The sequence below is a fragment of the Neobacillus nitrireducens genome (assembly GCF_030915405.1).
Classification (GTDB): domain Bacteria; phylum Bacillota; class Bacilli; order Bacillales; family Cytobacillaceae; genus Neobacillus.
In genome coordinates, this window is the sequence record NZ_CP133262.1 from 3,842,030 (window position 1) to 3,864,689 (window position 22,660).

The following is a 22,660-nucleotide window of genomic DNA, read 5'->3' on the forward strand; positions in this document are numbered from 1 at the left end:
TTTTAAAAGGAGGAGTGTCTTAAGTGCAAAAGGAAAACCATCAATTTCTATTCTCAGTAATTATGGCGATTTATAATGTAGAAGAATATTTAGAAGAAGCTATTGATAGTGTTATTAATCAAACATTAGATTTTTCACATCATATCCAAATTATATTGGTTAATGACGGAAGCTTAGATAATAGTGGAGATATTTGTGAATCTTACGCACTGAATTATCCCCAAAATATTATTTATATAAAAAAGGATAATAATGGAGCAAGTAGTGCTCGGAATGCTGGATTAAAACTTGCAACCGGTAAATACATTAATTTTTTAGACCCTGATGACACCTTATCACCGAAAACATTAACATCAGTGTATAAATTTTTTGAGGAAAAGGGAAATGAAATTGATGTAGTTTCAATCCCTATGGAATTTTTTGGACTCGAAACAGGTCCGCATCTCCTGAATAATAAATTCACAAAAAAAAGGATCATTAATATTTTAGATGAACCAAAAAATATTCAACTTTCGGCACCAAGTTCTTTCATCAAGCAAGCTGCAACAAAAGATCATTTTTTTAACGAGAGTATGAAATATGCTGAAGATACAGAGTGGCTGACAAAAATTATACTAGAAAAGAAGCAATATGGAGTGGTTCCGAAAGGTCAATACAACTATCGAAGAAGATCGGATACATCATCTGCTACACAAAGTGGAAAACGAGATAGTAAATGGTACAATGAATACTTAAAAAAGTTTCAATTGGAAATGATAAATTATTCACTTGAAAAATTTGGTAAGGTCCCTAAATATATTCAATATATGCTGGCATATGATATCCAATGGAGAATAAATATTTCTGATAATGAGGGAATATTAAATAACACTGAAAAGAGTGAGTTCTTCGATTTATTGGCAAGGATCTTAGAATATATAGATGTAGAAGTTATTTTAGATCAAAATAACTTGAATCTACAAAGAAAGAATTTCCTGCTTAGTCTAAAAACCTCCAATAGTGAGAAAAACTTATATAAAACAATCTTTCTAAAGGATGATGTGCTTTTACAGTGTGGCAATAATATAATTAATTCATTAAAAAAGCAAAAGTTAACTTTAGAACTCTTATATATTGAAAACGAAGTTCTGTATATAGAAGGGAATTTTGGTTCTTTATTTGATAAAAGTGATTTACAAGTAATTGCTGAAGTTGGTTCTGAAATTTATTATTCAAAAATTATTGAAAGAAAACCATATAATATATATGTATTAGGTAGATTGATTAAAGAATATTTAGGGTATCGATTAGAAATACCATTGTCTAAGGTGAAAAATAAAGAAGAAATAAAATTAAAGATTGGTTTTGGGAATAAATTAATAAAAGTTGATTATAAATTTGGTCCTCTTTCCAGGATAAACAATTCTAAATGGAGCTACTTTACTAGCCAAAACCTTGGGATTTATTATAAGAAATCAAAAAAGTCATTTGTGGTGTTTAAAAATGATATAAAAGTTCAAAGGATATTAGAAAGATTTATTCTGAAGAAGTTGTTGAGAAGTAAAAAAGTAGGGGCAAGGAAAGCTTTTATTGTTCGTCTGATTTACCGAATATTGTTAAATCTTAAAGGGGAAAAACAGGTATGGTTATTTCTAGACCGCTTGAATAAGGCTGATGATAATGCTGAGGCATTATTTGAATATGCAATGGATCAAAAGGACGGTATAAAAAAATACTTTATAATTAACAACCAAAGTGAAGATTTTAATCGATTAAAAAAAATAGGTCCCGTGGTTTCTTATGGTTCGTACAAACATAAACTTCTACATCTATTATCTGATAATATAATTTCATCACACGCTGATGAATATGTAATAAATCCATTTCAAAAGATGAAGAAGTATTACAATGATTTATTTAAATTTAATTATGTTTTTCTTCAACACGGAATTACAAAAGATGATATATCTGGTTGGTTAAATAAGTATAAAAAGAATATAAGTCTGTTCATTACTTCAGCAAAACAAGAATATGACTCAATAATAAATGGTTCATATAACTATGAAGAGAAAAACGTAGCTCTAACAGGATTTGCCCGCTTTGACAAACTTGAAAACAATGATAAGAGGCAAATCGTTATAATGCCAACATGGAGGAATTATTTAGTTCATAAGATTGATCCTTTAACTGGAGAAAGGCCTTATAGTGATTCTTTTAGAGAAAGTGCATATTTTGAAAACTTCAATAGTTTATTGGGCGATGAGAACTTAGTAAAAGCTGCCGAAAAATATAATTATCAAATTGTGTTTTTCCCGCATCCTAATATCAGGCAGCAATTAAAGGATTTTAATATCAACCCTAAAATTAAAATCACAAAGCTAGAAGAAAGTTATCGCCAGTATTTCAATGAATCCAGCTTGCTTATTACAGATTATTCTTCTGTAGCATTTGACTTTGCGTATTTAAAAAAGCCTTTATTATATTTCCAATTTGAGAAGAATCATCTTGAAGAAGGTTATTTCAATTATGAAACAATGGGATTTGGAGAAATTATTGATAATAAAGATGACCTTGTGAATACGATTATTTCTTATATGGAAAGTAATTGTGTAATGCCAATTAATTATGTAAAAAGGGTAGAAAGCTTTTATCCATTTACTGATGAAAATAACAGAAAAAGGATTTATGATGCGATTCGTCAAATTAATCAACTAAATAAGACTATAAAATAAGCTAGAGCAGCCACAAAAGAGCTATTCTCATTAGGGAATAGCTCTTTAATTTTATAGCCCTAGTTAAAAGGCCCCATAAATTGTTGTTTATGGAATAAGTAATTTGTCGTAAATTGTAAAAATAGATTAAAATTCTATAACTATATTGTTACAATATAAAATAGTTCGTCTACTGAAATATGTTCTTGAAGTATTACATTTATATTTTGCTAGATTTATAGAGAACGTTATTATTCTCATTTCAAGGTCAAACTTTGTAGAGGACTGAAGGGACAAGAGGTCTCTAAAAATTATTTATTACTTATAGGGAGGTATTATGGAGAAGGTTAGAAAGATAGTTGTGCATGCTGCTATTGCTGGCTTATTATTTACAATGAGCCCTTTACCTGCTTTAGCAGAGGGGAGCTCAACGGAGGAAGCAATAACTTCTGTCGAGAGCCAGAATACAACAGCTGGGATTAACCAGAATCTGGTTAATAGTGATACAACAGCTGTGGTTGAAGAGGAATCAGTAACTAAAGAAACAACAGCTGCGGTTGAAGGGGAATCAGTAACTAAAGAAACAACAGCTGTGGTTGAAAAGGAATCAGTAACTAAAGAAACAACAGCTGGGGTTGAAAAGGAATCAGTAACTGAAGAAACATCTGCTCCAGTTGAGAAGGATCAAGTAACAAGAGTTAAAACCACAACAGTGGAAAAAGACAATGTGGCGGCGGATAAAAATTCGAATGTAGAGGTCGAACTTACTGGGATAACGATCCAGCCAGAGACTAATGTCTTTGCCGAAAATTCTATAGACTCTACCAGCCTTCAGACATATACAGAGGGTACTTCAGTAAAAGTGTATGATTTTTCAGAGGATTGGTATGTTACTACTGTCAATGTCGATGGAACCGATCAATCAGGTTACATACAAAAAGGTGCAATTGAGTTAGTGACTTCTACCCCGGTAAAATATGAAGGAATTGCAATTAAATCCGAAACCAATTTGTATACTTCACCAACAAGAAGTTCAAAAGTGGAAAAGTTTTATAGCGAAGGCTCGCTACTAAAATTTTATACCTATACATCTGGTTGGTACAAGTCGAACGTAACCGTGAATGGTCAGTGGCTGACTATATATATTCATAAAGATGATATAGAAATACCGACAGCTAATCCGGTTAAACAACGGGGGTTTGCGGTACAGAACCCAACTAAAATGTATGCCTCACCATCAAGAACTGCGCAAGTGTTGCGAACATATGCCAAAGATTCATTTCTAACTTTTTATAGCTTTACATCGGGATGGTACAAATCGTTCGTAACGGTGAATGGCCAGTGGCGGACCATTTATATTCACAAAGATGATATTGAGAAACCCACAACCAACCCTAAGTTACAAAAAGGTATTTCGTTGAAAGAACCAATTAATATGTATTCCTTACCAAAAAAAGGTGCTCATGTAATAAGGACCTATCCATCGGGATCAACTTTAAAGTACTATACCTATTCGTCTCAATGGTATAAATCAAGCATTACTTATAATGGAACTCAACATGTAGTGTATATTGCTAAAGACGATGTAGATCAGATTACGGATAATCCTGAATTACAACAAGGAATTGCTTTGAAAAGCCCAACAAAGATGTATATATCTCCAACTCTATCAGCCAATACATTAAAGACCTATGGTCAGGGTTCCATATTAAAGTTTTATTCGTTTACTTCAAATTGGTATAAATCTGCTATTAATGTGGCAGGAAAGCGTAAAACAATCTATATCTATAAAAACGATGTAGAAAAGGCAAGTGAATCGAATAAAGTTCTTCAAGGCTTATCATTAAAATCAATAACTAATGTTTATTCTCTACCATCAACCGAAGCACAAATACTTAGAAAGTATTCGAGAAATACTATATTAAGGTTTTATGATTATAGCGAAAATTGGTATAAATCCAGAATTAATGTAAATGGTAAAATGATAGTTTGCTATATTAAGAAATCAGATATAGGTGTACAAAAAAATACTGAATATGATTTGACTCTAGAACAAGCTTTATATATGCAAGAGAATGCATCGCCGGTTTCTGATATAAATTCAGTCTGGTCTGCAGCTACGACCTCACAAATTGAATATTATCTGGACCCGCTGAACTTCCGCTCCAATTCGGATACGTATTTGCAATTCTTAATCTTGTCGCATCCAGCCGGGACAAATGCAACCGAATTGAATAACCGAATTCTTTATGGAAAAGGGGTATTAGCTGGTAAGGGAAGTTCTTATATTAAAGCAGCACAAACCTACCATATTAATGAAATATACCTTATCAGTCATTCTTTCTTAGAAACAGGTAATGGCAAAAGTGCGCTTGCCACTGGAATAAAAGTTAACGGCGTTACGGTTTATAATGTGTATGGCGTGGGTGCTTATGATCGAAACCCAGATTACTATGGTGCACAGTTTGCTTATGAACAGGGATGGACGACAGTTGAGAAGGCAATCATTGGCGGGGCAAAATTTGCGGCTGAAAACTACATCCATGCTGGACAAGACACATTATATAAAATGCGCTGGAATCCAGCAGCGATGGATACCTATGGCTATGCAGCTCATCAGTATGCAACAGATATCGGCTGGGCTATAAAACAAACAACGAGAATGTCACAGATGCTAAGTACGTTAACACAATTCACGTTGCTCTACGATGTTCCTGTCTATCAATAATGAAAAAAGGGTGGATCCATTTTATTTTGGATTCACCCTTTTTATATTAACCCAACTTTACTTTTTTCAAGTTTACTTCGTTTAACATGTATCTATTACCCGATTCGGTTTCCAGGCCGAATTGGAATTTACTCCGGTAAAAGGGTAGAGTGGTTTCGAAACCGGCATGCTCATAATTCCGGACTATAGTCCCCCAGATGATCCTTAGCTTTCCTGGAATTTCGGTTTTCGGCAAATACGTAAGCTTATCTTTCGCTTTAATAAACAGACGATCATTCTCCTTCATAAAGTATGCTTTATTCTTGAAATGACCCTTAATTAACCACTTTAAACCACGGTAGTTACAATCTGTTATCACGACCTTTTGTTTTTCAATCTTTTTGGGACTGAAATCCTCCTTGTAGGGCCAGCCATTATCACTCAAGTTTAGCAAATAGGTTTTATAATAAAAGGGCATGTCCTGTTCTATGATGTATTTCTGATCAAACAATTGAATTAACCGGACAAACTCCTCAAAAAACTCTTCTTGTTCTTCTTGCGTTAATACCTCATATATAATGGGATTGTTTTTTGGGAAAAGATACAACCGGCTATGATATGTGATTAAAAACTGTACATATGGCAGAATCTCATTGTATCGACTCTTGGATTCATTAATCAGTTTTAAATAACATCGTCTAATCATTTCTGTGTACCTTGATTTTTGATACCAGGCATTACTCACGAGGGAGTCCTCATCTACACGGCGGCGGTAATGGTATTTTGCTTCGGAGACCACCCCGTATTGCTTATGTTCTAATAAAAAGGTATTGATAAAGAGGGCATCCTCCCAAAATTTAATATCTGTTTGAAAACGCATATGAGGATTGTTAAGAAAATGCTCCGCTTTAAAAAAGCATCCGCCAATATGAAAATGAATCCCCGTATACTCTTCGAGAATATGAATCACCCGGTCTCCACGCTCAAACCGATAATTTAATCGGTGCGGGGTATCGATTCGTTCAAAATGGTAAAGGGGAATCACAGCAAGTTGAACATCCTCATGCTGAGAAAAGAAACTGGCCACCTTTTCAAGTGAATTCTCGGACAGAAGATCATCGGCATCAAGGAAGCCAATATAATCGGAATGAACTGATACATGATTAAGACCAGTATTCCGGGCACTGCCAGGTCCGGCATTGTCGCGGTAGACATATGTAATATTGCTGGGATATTGGCTTACGTAGTTTTGACAGATAATCTTTGATTGATCGGTACTTCCATCATCAACCAGAACTATTTCGACATTTTCTTTAAAGTTTACTGTTTGATTAATAAGACTTTCAATCGCCTCATGTACATACTTTTCTGCATTATAAACAGGAATGATCATCGAAAAAAGCATTTGTAACTGCCCCTTAACTGTATTTGTGGTGAGTCTTCTCTTCATTATAGTAAAGTGGCTGGGTTAGTACAATATCAATGGCAAACTAGCAAATTGATGACAAACAAATTTTGTCATTTCCATTTGCTTTTTTTGGTTTAGAAAAGTAGATTGTCTGCTCCGTACATAGAACTCCTCAAAATTGGTAAGAATAGCTAATAAAAAATAGAAGAAAGTGAACTTGCAAGGGAGCTGTAAATTTTTATGAATCGAAAGGTTTTAAAAAGAAGAATCAAATTTATTATTGGACCCCTCTATAATTATTTAAGAAAGTCCAATCATCGTAGAAATTTTCAATATAGAAGGTACTTAGAAAAATTAAACGTGATTGACGATACCATTTTATATGAAAGCAGGGACGGAAAAAGTTTAACAGATAGTCCCTATGCGATCTTTAAATACCTTGTCAATAACCCAAAATATAAGAACTTCAAACATATTTGGTCAATTAATAATCCCGAGGAGCTAAATAGAGTACTTACAGATTATCAAGATTTGAAAAATGTGATATTTGTCAAACGGAATTCCAAGCAATATCTAAAGTGGTTAGCTACTAGTAAGTATCTAATTAATAATTCTACCTTTCAGGCCTTTTTTATTCCCAAGGCGGACCAAATCTATATTAATACATGGCATGGGACCCCGCTTAAGAGTATGGGATTTGATATCCCTGGGAATCCTGCCCACTCGCAGAATGTGGTAAGGAATTTTCTGAGTGCGGATTACCTCTTAAGTCCAAATGACCATACAACAAAAATCTTACTTGATAGTTATAAATTGAACGGTCTTTATAATGGAAAAATTTTACAAGATGGCTATCCAAGAATCGATCTTACCTATCAAACGGATTCGGAGAAATTCAAGCTTTTTTTAGAAGGATTAGGGCTGGCTATGGATAAAAATAAACAAACCCTGCTTTATGCTCCAACATGGAAAGGAACTAATATATCCAAAGCAAAAAATGATATGTTTCAAATCATAAGTGAAATGAATTATTTGAGGAATAAGGTTGGAAAAGACTATAACCTTTTGGTTAAAGTTCATCCTTTTTTATATGATCAGGCACGGAAATTTAGTGAAATCAAAGATATCCTCATCCCAGACTTTGTCGATACGAATGAGTTGTTAAGTGTGGTGGATCTGTTAATTACCGACTACTCTAGTATCTTTTTTGATTACCTCGTCACTAATAAACCAATTTTATTCTATATTTGGGATTATGATGATTATCGTGAAGAAAGAGGCATGTATCTGTCCGAGGACGAATTACCAGGGCCGACTCTCTTTACCATTGAAGAAGTAGCAAAGGCTGTTCTGGATATCTCGGCAATAAGTGAAAACTTCCGTCCCATCTACCAAGCAGCAAAAAATAAATTCACTAATCATGATGATGGAAAGGTTACCGAAAGGATCGTCCAATACGTTTTTCATCAGGAAAAGAATCCGGTCAACGTCATTAATCAATTAGACAAGGGAAAAAAGAAAATCCTTATTTATCCTGGCGGGTTGTTGAACAATGGGATTACTTCCTCCTTTATTAATCTTGTCGATAACATCGATTATACGAAGTATGATGTGAGTATTTTGATGAAACCCCCAAAGGCGAAGGAAGCATTAAATAATCTTGCCAAGGTGAATAAGAATGCCAGGTTCCTGTTCCGAAGCGGCTTAGAAGTACGTAGTCTTTTGGAAGTTTATCGGGATAAATTTGTACATAACCGTGGTGCGCATAGTAAAGTAACAAAGAAGCTTTATCCGGAGAAAGCCTACCAGCGGGAATACAACAGATTATCAGGACGGGCACAATTTGATTATGCAATCGACTTCAGCGGGTACAGCCTATATTGGGCCAAATATTTGCTAGCTTCCGATGCCAAGAAAAAAATCTGTTATATGCATAATGACATCCGTACAGATAGTGAAAAAGTCATCAATGGGCGCCGACCGCATCGTATTAATTTACGCGGACTTTTTTCCGTCTACGAAAGGTTTGACAAGCTTGTCAGCGTATCACCTGCAACGATGGAGTTAAATAAAAGTAATTTAGTCGAATTTGCCGAGGAGTTTAAATTTGATTACGTCATGAACTCGATTAATCCTGAAAAAATATTAAAATTAGGAAATGAAGATTCTCCTGATAGTATCACGAAATCATTAATCAATGAGGCTCTGTTTGATGACCAAATTATTAATAATACGGTCTTTAAAGCAAGGGCAAGAATCTCTCTTCCTAAAGATCAAGTTATCTGGAACAGGCCACCTGTTGTAGCAGGTGCAACTGAACTTGCGCCAGCCATGAAATACCTAAATCAGGAAGTGGCAATTTTACGTAAGGTTCAAACCATATCCAATCATTATTATAAGTTTACGCTTGAGGACCGAATTGTCGGCTGGCTAGACCAGGCATGTTTTGAAATGCTTCCGGATAGTATTTTGTTTCAAACACCCGTGCAGAAATTAGCCATTATTTCCCATGGACAAGGACATGACATTTGGAGCAAGCCATATTTTCTTGAAGGAACAGAAAAAGTTGCATCAGGTAAGGACTATAAGGGTCGATTAGTCGATGTGGATACAGAAGCTCGGACCCAGCAAGGAATCTATAGCCGGCTTTCTGTTAGAGGAACCTTCCTTGGCTGGATGGATTCGTCCGCATTAACGATTGTTCGTGAATATGAAGGACGTAAACAGTTACATGAAAGAATTAATACTTCGTTGTATAAAATACTTCATTCGAAAAAATACAAACTAGTTGTTCCGATGGAAATAGAAGAAAGTAATGAAACGATTGAAGAAACGATGATCCCCCAGCCAGTTAAAGAAAATTATAACTTCATCACAATGGGAAGATTATCACCAGAGAAAGGTCAGGATAACTTAATTAAGGCTTTTGGCAGATTTCATGAGAACTTCCAAAATTCAATGCTGTATATTCTAGGTGAGGGTCCGTTAAGAAAAGATTTAGAGAATTTAATTGCAGAATTGAACTTAAAGGATTCTGTCTATCTAACGGGACAACTTGAAAATCCATTTACCCTTATGAAAAAATGTGATTGTTTTGTACTTTCCTCCCATTATGAGGGACAGCCAATGGTATTATTAGAAGCGATGACCCATGGGATGAAAATCATTGCAACAGATATTGTAGCGAATCGAAATGTATTGGAAAATGGAAGGTACGGCTTATTAGTTGAAAATAGTATAGCAGGGCTAGAGCAAGGTCTCACTCAATTAGCTAGAAATGAGTTTGATAATAGACTTGATGAATTTATTCCAGAAGAATACAATAAAAGGGCAATGGCCTCATTCTATCAGGTATTAAAATGAGGCTGGAATTTAGATAATAAGAACTAGAATTTATTTTAAGGAGACATAAATAATGAGTAAAGTTAAAAAGGCGATTATCCCTGCTGCTGGCCTAGGGACGCGATTTTTACCTGCTACGAAGGCGATGCCGAAAGAAATGCTCCCAATCGTTGATAAACCAACCATTCAATACATAGTCGAAGAAGCGATTGAATCGGGAATTGAGGATATTATCATCGTTACAGGAAAAGGCAAACGAGCGATTGAAGATCATTTTGACAGCGCATTTGAACTAGAGGAAAATCTAGCTCGAAAAGAGAAGTTTGAACTTCTCGAGGAAGTTCGTAAGCCGGGAAATGTTGATATTCATTATATTAGACAAAAGGAACCAAGAGGCCTTGGACATGCCATCTGGTGCGCCAGAAAGTTCATTGGGAACGAACCATTTGCAGTGTTATTGGGGGATGATATAGTCCAAGCAAAAGTTCCCTCTTTAAAACAATTAATGAATATGTACGATAAAGTCGGTGCTTCGGTGATCGGTGTTCAGCCAGTCCCGTTGGAAGAAACCAATCGTTACGGGATTATTGATCCGAGCCGGCAAGATGGCCGCATGTATGAGGTGAGAAACTTTGTTGAAAAGCCGCCAGTCGAGTTAGCGCCTTCAAATCTAGCTATTCTGGGCAGATATATATTAACCCCAGAGATTTTTGATCTCCTTGAAAATCAAGAAACAGGCTCAGGCGGCGAAATTCAGTTGACAGATGCGATTCAACGTTTGAATAGTCTCCAAAATGTATATGCGTATGACTTTGAAGGAATCCGCTACGATGTGGGCGAAAAGTTTGGATTTATTAAAACAACGATCGAAATGGCGTTAAGTAGAGAGGAACTGAGAGACCAGTTGTTAGATTACTTAGTTCAGCTTGTCGACCAAGAAGTAAAAATTAATAAGTAGGATTTTGATTGGACACAAGGCTGCGGATATTATGATGCAGCCCTTTCAGTGTCTCTTTTAATATCGTTAGGAGCGCGGTTTGATTGGTATCATCGGTGAAAAGGCTAGTAATAGTAGGGTACAAATGGGTATTTCAATTGGTTTCCCTTATTCCGGCTCGGAAAAACCTGATTATGTTCGAAAGCTTTCTTGGCAAGCAATACAGCTGTAATCCTCGGGCGATTTACGAATACCTGCAAAGGAACCATCCTGAATATGAACTTATTTGGAGTGTCGATCCTCGTTTTGAAAAAGGATTCATCGATAAAGGTATTCCGTTTGCTAGGCGGTTTTCGGTAAAGTGGCTGTTCTTGATGGCAAGGGCACGATTTTGGGTGACCAATAGCCGGATGCCACTCTGGATTCCGAAACCTAAGCAGACGATTTATCTGCAAACATGGCATGGAACACCCTTAAAGAAGCTGGCCCATGATATGAAAGAAGTGCTCATGGCGGGGACGACGACGGAGCAATATAAGCAGGAATTTTATCAGGAATCGCGCAACTGGGATTACTTAATTTCTCCCAATCGCTATTCAACGGAAATATTTAAGCGTGCTTTTCAGTTTGAAAAAGAAGTGATTGAATCGGGTTATCCTAGAAATGATATTTTTTACAAACAGGGTCATGAAGAAATCGCACAGGAATTTAAGAAAAAACATCAACTGCCTAATGATAAAAAGGTGATTCTCTATGCACCAACGTGGCGCGATAACCAATTTCATCAAGAGGGCAAATATAAGCTTGATTTACATTTGGATCTGGAAAAACTAAAGCAAGAGCTCGGTGATGAATATATTATCATTCTTCGGATGCACTATTTAGTAGCTGAAAACTTTAATTTGGAGGCGTACCAAGGCTTTGCCTGGGATTTTTCCAAGCATGAGGACATTCAAGAGCTTTATCTAATCAGCGATTTACTGATCACTGATTATTCCTCTGTATTTTTCGATTATGCCAATTTAAAACGACCGATGGTATTTTTTACATATGATCTGCAAGAATATAAGGATGATATCCGAGGTTTTTATTTTGATTTTGAAGAAAAAGCACCTGGACCGCTCGTCGAAACAACGGATGAAGTGATTACTGCCATTAAAGGTCTAGGAGAGGCAGCTATTTCGAACGATCGTCTGGATGAATTTTATCAGCGGTTTTGTTATTTAGAAGATGGACATGCAGCGGAACGAGTGGTTAAAGAAGTAATTTTGAAGAATCGAAAATAAGTAGACCGAAAACGCCCATGTTTGAAAATGGGCGTTTTTGTCATTTTAACCCGCCTCAAGTCAGAGAGTTGTGACAAATTCTACGAAAAACCACCCCATTTTTATAAGAAAAATTTCCTATTTTTCTCTATTGCAACAAGTATTTATTGGAATCTATTTAAAATCTTGGATGAATAAGAGATAATAATGATAGATTTCATCCCTTTTTCGGCATAATATGATCTTTTTGAAAGAATTGTAGAAAATTGCCAACTAATATCTTATTAAGAGACATAGGGAGGTGTTTCATTGAAAAATATCGGTAAAGTTTTCCTCATATCTACTAGTTTATTTTTAGGTGAGATTGCAGCACCTATTGTTCCAAATGGTTTACATCAGGTTGAGGCAGCCAGCGCAGTAAGATTAGCAAACAGCAGTTATCAAACAACGGCAAATGTTAATTTACGAATGGGTCCAAGTACAAACCATAAAACAATCACTCAAATTCCTAAATCTAAAACAATTACGGCAATGGAGCAAAAAGGCAGCTGGTTTAAGGTCTCATACCAATTTACCTCAAGGGGAACTAAGGTAACAAAAATTGGTTGGGTTACCACCCTGTATATAGAGAAAAGTTCTCTAGCTCCAAAGACGATTCAATTTCAAAAAACAACGTTTCAAACCATCGATCATGTCAATATCCGTTCAGGAGCAAGTACAAACTATAAAACACTTCTGACAATTCCGAAGGGGAAGACCCTGATAAGCTCGGAGAAATTAAGTGACTGGTATAAGGTGACCTATATCTATTCAAGTAAAGGGAAGAATGTGACAACCACTGGCTGGGTAAAGGGAACTTACTTAAAGGAATATTATCAATATAGTTCGATTACGGGTGCTTATTATTTTCCAAAAAAGACAGTGAAACTGTATCCGACTCCAGATACAAAGAAAAGCACAGTTTATAGCCTTTCAAGTGACAACGGACTTTATTCCGCTAATAAGGCAGTAAATAGTGTCGGACAAACTTGGTATAAAGTTTCGTACAATGGGAAATCATTTTACGTTTATAGTGGAGATGTAAGTAAATATACGTTAACTTCCGAAACAGAGACAGAGTATCAAGCCAATTTTGATACCTATTTATACGCCTCTTATGGGAAAAGTTATACCAAACTAGTGGAAATACCGAAACTAACAATCATATCTGTAAAGCAAAGGATAGGAGATTGGTATAGAGTCTCCTATAACGGTAAAGCAGGCTATGTCTACGGCGGTGATTTTACGAAGTACACTCAGCCTGCTGAGACACCCAGCACAGGTGGAATAGACAAGGGTGAGGTAACCCCGCCTGCCGATGCGATTACCGAGGAAGCGATAGCTAAAAATACATATGCGGTTACGAATCCATTAAATTTACGGCAAGCTGCAGGAACGGATGCCACTATTCTAACTGTGATTCCGACTGGAACGATTATTATCCCAACCAGTAAGACTTCCAATGGCTGGTATAAAGTCAACTATGCAGGAACAAGCGGATATATATATGGTACATACCTTCAGCAGGTGATAACAGGTGATCCCATGGGTGTGAAAGATAGCTACCAGTTCATTGATTTAAGGACAAAATCGCTTGTCACTGCTAGTCAAATTGATGATTATATTGCCTCCTATGTAAGAAATACAGGGAAGAAAAGTATTCTGTCTGATAAAGGCAAGGTATTTATTAAGGCTGGAGAAAGATATGGGGTAAATGCACTTTACCTAGCAGCCCATGCAATCCACGAAAGCGCCTATGGAACCTCCCCTATTTCGATGGCCAAGAACAACTTATTTGGCTTTGGTGCGTATGATGCAGCTCCTTTTATAGCTGCTTACCGGTTTGCTAGTGTAGAACTGTGCATTGACTACATTGCCCGTGAAATGAAATCAACGTACTTAAATCCTGCAAATTGGAAGTATCAAGGGGCCTATTTAGGGTTCAGCACCAAAACATTAACGAATGCAAGAATTGATTCCAGCAGTGAAGGAATGAACTTTTTCTACGCAAGTGATCCGAATTGGGGAAAGGTCATTAGCCAGCATATGGAAAGGATTCTTTCCTATGATAAAGCCTATTATGCTGGGGCCAAGGCTGATACTCTAGTCCCAACGAGACCATCTGTTCCCGTTGGCGGGGATGTGTTTCCGGCCGGTATTGTTGCGAGTGTCACCCTCTCAGCAGATAAACAAATCGTTCTTAATAGTCAAAAAGGCGTTCATGACGCTGTCAAAACCATTAAAAAAGGAGCCTCCTTTAATCTTCTAGAAAAAACCAATGACTTTTGGCTGAGGGTTAAAGTGGACAATAAAGAATACTGGACCAATGATGTGGATTTTAGTAAATATAAAAACTTTTTATCTGTGAAAAATTTAGGAAGAGTTACAGTTTCAGAGCTTAATATTCGAAAAGGGCCAGACAAATCCTACCCCTCGATTGGAAAATTGGGATTCAATGAGTATGTTTCTATTGTTACAAAATCAGATGGTTCTTTAATGATGGACCCATCAAATTCATGGTACCAACTAAAAATGGCGGATGCATCAACTGCTTGGGTAAGTGCAGCTTACCTTTATACGAAGGATTTATATTAAGTTGTTTTAATATTTTTTAACAATAGTAGTTTAGTAAAAATAAAATGAGGTGAAGCGATAGTCCCTAATACGAACGTTCATTTCTGATGAAGAAGCTTGAGTCGTTACGATGACGGAAAATCAAAAAGTAGAGAGAAGGATGCAGAGTCAATGAAAAACATGGGGAAAGTTTTTGTTCTATCCACCGGATTATTAATAGGTGGTCTGAGCAGCGGAATGACGATTCCGCTAGCACCAATCAGTATCGAACATGCCGAAGCTGCTAGTGTTGTTCGGCTAAGTAAAACAACATTTCAAACAACGACCAACCTAAGATTGCGGGCAGGGGCAAGTACTAAATACAAAACAATTCTCACGATCCCAAAGGGGAAAGTGATTTATGGGACAGAGAAAAACGGCAGCTATTATAAGGTAACTTATGCCCATAAATATAAGGGTAAAACCTATCAAAAATCAGGCTGGGTCAGCGGCAGTTATGTGAAGGAATACGATCAATATATCAAAACGAGTGGAACTTATTATTTTACGAAAAAAACGGCCAGCCTTTATTCAACGCCGGATACAAAGAAAAAAGTTGTAGGGAGTCTTCCTGTTGGAAATAGGTTGTACTCGTCCCAAAAGGTAGTTAATAGTATAGGGAAAACATGGTACCAGATTACATACAAAGGGAAAAGCCTTTATATTAATAGCGATGATGTTAGTAAATCCCAATTAGCACCCACAAAAACACCTGTAAATCCTCCAGTAAGTACAAGCAATGGAATGTACTACTTAGTTTTGGACGATTTAAATATGCGGCAATCAGGAGAAGACTCAACAATTTTAGCAGTTATTCCAAATGGTTCGAGCGTTAAATCAACCGGTAAAAAACTTAATGACTGGTACGAAGTCATTTACAATGGGAAAACAGGTTATGTTTATAAAAGCTATATTAAGGAATATAAGCTAACGGACTATCGGTTTATTGATTTACGGACTCAATCTACAGTTACTGCTAAGCAAATCAATGATTACATCTCGAAAAATATTAACGGCAAGCCAAGTGTACTGGTAAACAAAGGGCAAGCCTTTATTGATGCAGGTAAAAAGTACGGGGTTAACGCTTTATACTTAGCGGCACATGCCATACACGAGAGCGGCTTTGGCACTTCTAATATTTCATTAGGTAAAAAGAATTTGTTTGGTTATGGTGCCTATGATGCCGCTCCTTTTGTAGGAGCCTACCGTTTCTCTACAGTGGAGCAATGTATTAATTATGTTGCCCAAAAAATGAAGGCTGATTACCTCAATCCGAACGGCGCTCATTTTGAAGGAGCACTACTTGGCTACCGAACAAATGATTCCAAAGGAAAGAGAATCGCAAGTAAAAGTATCGGCATGAATTACTGGTATGCTAGTGACCCGAACTGGGGCAATGGAATTGCCCAGCATATGCAAAAAATCTTGGCCTATGAGCAAAAAAATTATGAAAATGCGTCCATTAATAATAGTGTTCCTACCTTACCAGGAATACCGGCGGGGAAAGATAAATTTCCTATAGGAATTCTAGCAAAGGCAAAAAAGGATTTATCAAGCACCATTAAAAAAGATAAGAATTTTTTCTTACTTGAGAAATTCAATGATTATAATCTAAAGGTCAATGTAAATAAACAGGATGCGACCATTAAAGTTCCCTTCTCAACCTACGATGATTATTTCACAGTGCTCAATCTAGGAAGAGTTGTTGGAACCGGGACTGATGTATTAAAAGTACGTCCAGATGCTTCCACCACAAATAAGGAAATTGCTACTCTTCATTTAAATGAGTATGTGCAGTTGGCCTTGGATAGCAAAGGAAACATCATAATGGATAAAGAGAAAAATTGGTACAATATCAGGCTATCTAATGGCAAGTTTGGGTGGGTAAGTAAGCTTTATATTGCTAGGGAATTAAAATGATTGTTGGCTGACTTGGAATGCAAGTCAGCTTTTTATTTGAATCCAGCTTCAGGGCCAATCGGCTAGTGGACTTCACTAAACAGGCGCTTACACTTTTTATCTATGGGTACATTTCTCCATTTGTGGGTTTTACATGGAAATCAAGGAAATACACATTGAATTTTATAGGTGTTAGTCTTATAATGATTTGGTGAACTATGCCGTATACTGAAATTACTCTTGTGATGAATAAATTCTCCAAACTTTTCTTAATACTAAATACAGGAGGAATCACTCTAATGAAAAAGATTCTAACATATGGAACATTTGATTTGTTACATTTTGGACATATAAATTTACTTAGCCGTGCTAAGGATTTAGGCGATTATTTGGTTGTTGGTCTTTCCACTGACGAATTTAATAAAGGAAAGAATAAGCAGGCGTACCACAGTTTCGAAAATAGAAAATTAATTTTAGAATCGATTCGTTTTGTTGATGAAGTGATTCCAGAAAATACGTGGGATCAAAAAATCCAAGATGTCATCAAACATAATATTGATTTATTTGTGATGGGTGATGATTGGAAAGGTAAATTTGACTTTTTAAAGGAATATTGTGAGGTTATTTACCTGCCAAGAACGATTGGGATCTCTACTTCCCAAATCAAAGACGATTTAAATGCTGTCACAAATGGTTAGGGAACTAGCCATTTGTTTTTATTTATTGATCTTTAAGTGTATTTTTTCTATATTTTCATTGGTACCGCTTATGAACAAGACCACGTTTGTTGTTAGTTTTGGTGATAACAGCCAGTATGTATATGAAGAAATTCGCCGGCAAAAGATTCCGATGAAAGTGGTTTTTCTCTGCGAAGAAAAGGCATTTCATAAATTTAACGACGCTCGTGAAGGAACTGTTCTTCTGTTTGATGTCCGACATCTGATTCATTGGGTACAAGCGGTTTTCCATTTAGCTACATCCCGCTATCTTTTCATTGATAATTATTTTGGCTTTTTAGCAGCGGTAACACTTAAGAAAGAGGTCCAATGTATTCAGTTATGGCATGCGTCCGGTGCTATGAAAAAATTTGGACTGGAAGATGAATCAGTAAAAACTAGATCTGAAAAAGCAAAACAGCGTTTCTTACAGGTATACAGTAAATTTGACCAAGTGGTCGTTGGCTCGGATATTATGGCAGAGATCTTTATAAAGTCCTTTCATCTTAAAAGGGAAAATATCCTGCCGACAGGGATTCCAAGAACTGATTTTTATTTTAATGAAGAAGCGAAGCAGCAGGCAAAAGCATCCTTATTACATAAACATCCCGTTTTGAAAGAGAAAAAAGTGATCATCTATGCTCCGACCTATCGAGATGATCAGTTAGTTCATTTCAATCTGGTGCTTGAGATCGAAAAAATGGCTCGGGAACTTGGGTCGGAATATATTTTAATCTTACGATTACATCCGGCGATTAAGAATAAAGAGGAGTATTCCACCCGCTATCCAGAATTTGTGGTCGACCTTTCCTCTGATCATTATGAAATTAATGACCTGCTTGTCGCAGCGGACTTTTTGATTACAGATTATTCTTCCATTCCGTTCGAGTTTTCCCTTTTACGAAAACCAATGATCTTCTTTACCTATGATTTTGAAGATTATAAGCGGGATCGCGGGGTCATGGAAAGGTTTGAAGAAAACCTGCCGGGGCCAATCGTAACGGATACGGATACTATTATCGATATAATTAGAAACAACCGTTTTGACCTGAATATAATCGATTATTATTGTGAAAAATGGAATCAATACTCGATAGGTCGTTCCAGTCAAAATCTTGTTCGTCATATATATTCGAAAAATCATCTTGAAAACACAAGTAAAGGGTATTAAAAAATTGTGACAAGCTTCGATTTTTTTATGGTCGAAGCTTTGTTTTTTATTATGTCCCTTTGGGGAAATTAATGTATAATGAACAAGGTTATTATTAGCTTTAGGAAGGACAATTTTAATGAAATCGATGATTACAATTGTAAAGGAGCAAATCAGTTCCTTTTATCTTATCCTGAGATTATCTGCCTTTGAATTGAAGAGTGCAAATACAAATAATTATCTCGGCAGATTATGGGAGATACTGAATCCAATGATTCAGCTGACTATTTATTGGTTTGTATTCGGAGCCGGAATTCGTAAAGGCAGAGAGGTTCCAATGGATAATGGCATGCAAGTTCCATTTTTTATCTGGATGGTAACAGGCATGATCGTCTGGTTTTTTGTGAATCCGGCGATATCCGCATCATCACGTTCCATTTATTCACGGATTCAATTAATCGCGAAAATGAGTTTTCCGATGAGCGCCATTCCCTCCTTTGTGATCATGGCGAATTTCTATACCCATTTATTATTAGTGGCGGTCGTCACCATCTTTTTGCAATTTACTGAATTTAAATTGAGTATCTACTTTATCCAGCTGCCCTATTTTATGGTTGCTACGTTATTATTTTTATTAGCCCTTGCATTGGTCACATCCACACTGTCAACTATTGTCAGGGATGTACAGCAGGTGGTTCAGTCCGTACTGAAAATGCTATTATATTTAACACCGCTCTTATGGCAAACGAGTTCGTTAATGATCAATGGAATTGATTTTGCCTTTATATTAAAACTAAATCCTTTATATTATATTGTCGAAGGGTATAGAGCTGCCTTGCTCGGAACCACATGGTATCCAGCAGAATACCCGCAATTAACGTTGTATTTTTGGATTACTGTCCTAGTGTTGTTTTTAATTGGTTCAGTCCTACATTTGAAATTTAGAAACCGTTTTGTTGATTATTTGTAAATTGGAGTTGATTTTTTGTGAGTGAAACGGTGATAGTGAAAAATGTTTATAAAAAATATAAGATGCATCGGTCACCAAAAGAAAAGCTTCTTGATGTCGTTTTACCTGGCGGGTATGGTGAAGACTTTTACGCGCTTCAAGATATTTCATTTACAGCCCATCAGGGTGATGTTATTGGTCTGGTCGGGGTCAATGGTTCCGGAAAATCGACGCTGTCTAATATCATTGCAGGTGTAATTCCACCTACTACTGGAGAGGTTACCTCGATTGGGACGACCTCGATTATTGCCATCTCGTCAGGACTTAATAATCAATTAACCGGCCGAGAAAATATCGAATTAAAATGCTTAATGCTTGGTTTTAAAAAGAAAGAAATTAAAGAGATGGAACCCGAAATCATAGAGTTTGCTGACATCGGAAAATTTATTGACCAGCCAGTTAAGAAATATTCAAGTGGGATGAAGTCCCGTCTCGGGTTTGCTATCTCGGTCACTGTTAATCCCGATATATTAATTGTTGATGAAGCATTATCTGTTGGGGATCAGGTTTTTGCGCAAAAATCAAAAAACAAGATGTTTGAGTTTAAAGAAAAGGGGAAAACCATTTTCTTTGTCAGCCATTCCATGGGACAAATTAAAGAGTTTTGTGAAAAAGCGGTTTGGCTTGAGTACGGGGAAATCAAGCAATTTGGGCCTGTTGAAGAAGTTATCCCAGAATACGAAAGATTCTTAAAATCCTATAAATCAATGTCAAATGAAGAGCAGAAGCAGTTCCGCGAAGAGGTTATGCAAAAACAAAAAGGCTTAGCATTCAAAGGAATCTAACCATGAAAACGAATTTTGTTCCCGTATTAAATATAAATTTTGTGAATAAGCGTTTCGATCAAGTGGTTGAAATACTTTTCTCGAATATTAAAAGTAATCGAAAATCATTTATTGTCACAGCTAACCCGGAAATTGTCATGTATGCTCATGAGCATGCAGAGTATAAAGAAATCATTCAATCGGCTGACATGGTGGTCCCTGATGGTTATGGGATCATTCTTGCTTCCAAAATACTGAACAACCCGATTATCGAAAGAGTGGCCGGTTATGATTTAATGGTCCGTCTGCTCGAGCTTGGAAATGAGAATCAACTGAAAATTTATCTATTGGGCGGTCGTGAGGAGACCAATCAAAAAGCGGTTGCTAATATTAACAGCCACTATCCAAACATTCAAATCGTAGGCAGTCATCATGGATTTTTTGATTGGGAGAAAAATAAGATTACGTCCGATATCAAGGTAGCCTGTCCAGATATCATTTTTGTGGCATTGGGATTTCCTAAACAGGAACAATGGATTGCCAGGAATCTTGATCAGTTTTCAAAAGGGCTTTTTATCGGTGTTGGGGGCAGTATTGATGTGCTCGCCGGTGAGGTTCAGCGTGCACCGCGAATCTGGCAAAAATTGAACCTTGAGTGGTTTTATCGTTTGATTTCACAGCCTACGAGATGGAGAAGGATGCTAGCCATCCCTCGGTTTTTGATGCAAATCTTCAAATTAAAGCTTCATAAATAATTTATTGTGAAATAATTGTAACTTTTTGTTGAAGCCAATCGTCTACTATGTGTAAAACCTAGTATAGTTAGTTATTTTAGACGGAATTTTCCAACAATTCAACAATTTATAACAAAATATAAAATGTGTGCTATAATATGTTCGTTGTGTACTTAGCAATATGTGCCTGTTTCTAAAATTTATTAATGGGGCATTATATTCATAGGGAGGGTCTGTATGCTGTATCTGACCTTAATATTATGTTTTTTATGCTCCATTTTAATTACTCCAATTGTAAAAAAATTGGCATTTAAATTAGGAGCAACGGACAGTCCTAATAAGCGTAAAGTACATGTTAAGATTATGCCTCGTTTAGGTGGACTTGCCATTTATATTAGCTTTCTTTTAGGTCTATTAATCCTGCAACCAAACAGTCCATACCACGCAGCGATTGTTGTGGGTGGAATAATTATACTAGCTACTGGTATCTTAGATGATATCTATGAATTATCAGCGAAAATAAAGTTTGTGTTACAAATCTTTGCAGCTCTCATCGTGGTGATGTGGGGCGGGGTGGAAGTTGAGTTCATTAATTTACCGTTCAATGGTTCTTTAGAATTTGGTATCTTTAGTATTCCGATTACCGTCATCTGGATTGTCGGTGTCACTAATGCCATCAATTTAATTGATGGACTGGATGGCCTAGCAGCTGGCGTATCTTCCATTGCTTTTATCACGATTTCCGGAATGGCGATTGTGATGGGAAATGCTTATGTAGTAGCGATGGGGACAATCCTCCTAGCCAGCACATTAGGATTTCTATTATATAATTTTCACCCAGCAAAAATCTTTATGGGTGATTCCGGAGCACTCTTCCTAGGTTATATGATCTCGGTCTTATCCCTACTCGGTTTTAAAAATGTAACCTTAATCTCATTTGTTGTTCCAATCATAATTCTAGGTGTTCCGATTTCAGATACTTTTTTTGCTATCATACGTCGAATTTACAATAAAAAGTCATTATCAGCTCCAGATAAGTCACATTTACATCATTGCTTACTAGAACTAGGCTTTACACATCGTGAAACTGTTCTGTTAATTTATGCAATGAGTGCGATGTTTGGATTGGCTGCCTTCATTTTTACGATTACAACCGTTTGGGGTTCGATCTTAATCATCACCATTATTGTGCTGGCTATTGAACTTTTTGTCGAAACAATTGGTTTAATCAATAAAAATTATCGGCCGCTTCTTCGCATCATGGGGATTTTGAACAAAAACAGATAAAACTAATAAAATCGTAAAAGGGTAAATCACCATTGTGATTTACCCTTTTATTGTTTTCTTTTCACCCATATTTATGCAAAGAAAGAACCCGGATAATTAT

General features: G+C 36.4%; 13 protein-coding genes and 1 pseudogene. 13 read left to right on the top strand and 1 reads right to left on the bottom strand.

What is annotated here, in order from left to right; all coding sequences use genetic code 11:
* The first annotated feature begins 23 nt into the window (after nt 1-23).
* Both RCG22_RS18610 and RCG22_RS18615 read left to right on the top strand, forming a co-directional pair.
* Nucleotides 24-2,711 carry a bifunctional glycosyltransferase/CDP-glycerol:glycerophosphate glycerophosphotransferase gene (locus RCG22_RS18610; protein WP_308104154.1) on the top strand — a complete coding sequence of 896 codons (2,688 nt, stop codon included), beginning with the start codon at nt 24-26 and terminating at the stop codon, nt 2,709-2,711.
* Between the two features lie 316 nt (nt 2,712-3,027).
* Nucleotides 3,028-5,418: a glucosaminidase domain-containing protein gene (locus tag RCG22_RS18615; protein WP_308104155.1), complete on the top strand. Its 2,391-nt coding sequence runs from the start codon at nt 3,028-3,030 to the stop codon at nt 5,416-5,418.
* 46 nt (nt 5,419-5,464) lie between these two features.
* On the opposite strand, the gene RCG22_RS18620 is transcribed toward RCG22_RS18615, so the two are convergent.
* Complete coding sequence (locus RCG22_RS18620) at nt 5,465-6,802, bottom strand: glycosyltransferase family 2 protein (protein ID WP_308104156.1); 1,338 nt, start codon at nt 6,800-6,802, stop codon at nt 5,465-5,467.
* A 243-nt stretch (nt 6,803-7,045) separates the two neighbouring features.
* Here RCG22_RS18620 and RCG22_RS18625 point away from each other — a divergent pair, with 243 nt between their 5' ends.
* The 11 genes and pseudogenes from RCG22_RS18625 to RCG22_RS18675 all read left to right on the top strand — a co-directional run bounded on the left by RCG22_RS18625 (nt 7,046) and on the right by RCG22_RS18675 (nt 22,560).
* Nucleotides 7,046-10,168 carry a CDP-glycerol glycerophosphotransferase family protein gene (locus tag RCG22_RS18625; RefSeq protein ID WP_308104157.1) on the top strand — a complete coding sequence of 1,041 codons (3,123 nt, stop codon included), beginning with the start codon at nt 7,046-7,048 and terminating at the stop codon, nt 10,166-10,168.
* Nucleotides 10,169-10,220: 52 nt separating this feature from the next.
* Nucleotides 10,221-11,105, top strand: coding sequence for a UTP--glucose-1-phosphate uridylyltransferase GalU (galU, locus tag RCG22_RS18630; RefSeq protein ID WP_308104158.1), 885 nt, complete (start codon nt 10,221-10,223; stop codon nt 11,103-11,105).
* A 95-nt stretch (nt 11,106-11,200) separates the two neighbouring features.
* Nucleotides 11,201-12,370 (top strand): annotated as a pseudogene (locus tag RCG22_RS18635) (CDP-glycerol glycerophosphotransferase family protein); the annotation flags it as partial.
* Between the two features lie 288 nt (nt 12,371-12,658).
* Nucleotides 12,659-14,983, top strand: coding sequence for an SH3 domain-containing protein (locus RCG22_RS18640; RefSeq protein WP_308104159.1), 2,325 nt, complete (start codon nt 12,659-12,661; stop codon nt 14,981-14,983).
* Between the two features lie 159 nt (nt 14,984-15,142).
* Nucleotides 15,143-16,921: an SH3 domain-containing protein gene (locus RCG22_RS18645; protein WP_308104160.1), complete on the top strand. Its 1,779-nt coding sequence runs from the start codon at nt 15,143-15,145 to the stop codon at nt 16,919-16,921.
* 278 nt (nt 16,922-17,199) lie between these two features.
* Nucleotides 17,200-17,598, top strand: coding sequence for a glycerol-3-phosphate cytidylyltransferase (gene tagD, locus RCG22_RS18650; RefSeq protein WP_308104161.1), 399 nt, complete (start codon nt 17,200-17,202; stop codon nt 17,596-17,598).
* Between the two features lie 70 nt (nt 17,599-17,668).
* Entirely contained in the window at nt 17,669-18,787 is a 1,119-nt protein-coding gene (locus RCG22_RS18655) for a CDP-glycerol glycerophosphotransferase family protein (RefSeq protein ID WP_308104162.1), read from the top strand.
* Nucleotides 18,788-18,905: 118 nt separating this feature from the next.
* Entirely contained in the window at nt 18,906-19,736 is an 831-nt protein-coding gene (locus RCG22_RS18660) for an ABC transporter permease (RefSeq protein WP_308104163.1), read from the top strand.
* 17 nt (nt 19,737-19,753) lie between these two features.
* Complete coding sequence (tagH, locus tag RCG22_RS18665; RefSeq protein ID WP_308104164.1) at nt 19,754-20,560, top strand: teichoic acids export ABC transporter ATP-binding subunit TagH; 807 nt, start codon at nt 19,754-19,756, stop codon at nt 20,558-20,560.
* A 2-nt stretch (nt 20,561-20,562) separates the two neighbouring features.
* Nucleotides 20,563-21,294: a WecB/TagA/CpsF family glycosyltransferase gene (locus RCG22_RS18670; protein ID WP_308104165.1), complete on the top strand. Its 732-nt coding sequence runs from the start codon at nt 20,563-20,565 to the stop codon at nt 21,292-21,294.
* A 216-nt stretch (nt 21,295-21,510) separates the two neighbouring features.
* Complete coding sequence (locus RCG22_RS18675) at nt 21,511-22,560, top strand: glycosyltransferase family 4 protein (protein WP_308104166.1); 1,050 nt, start codon at nt 21,511-21,513, stop codon at nt 22,558-22,560.
* Nucleotides 22,561-22,660: the final 100 nt, after the last annotated feature.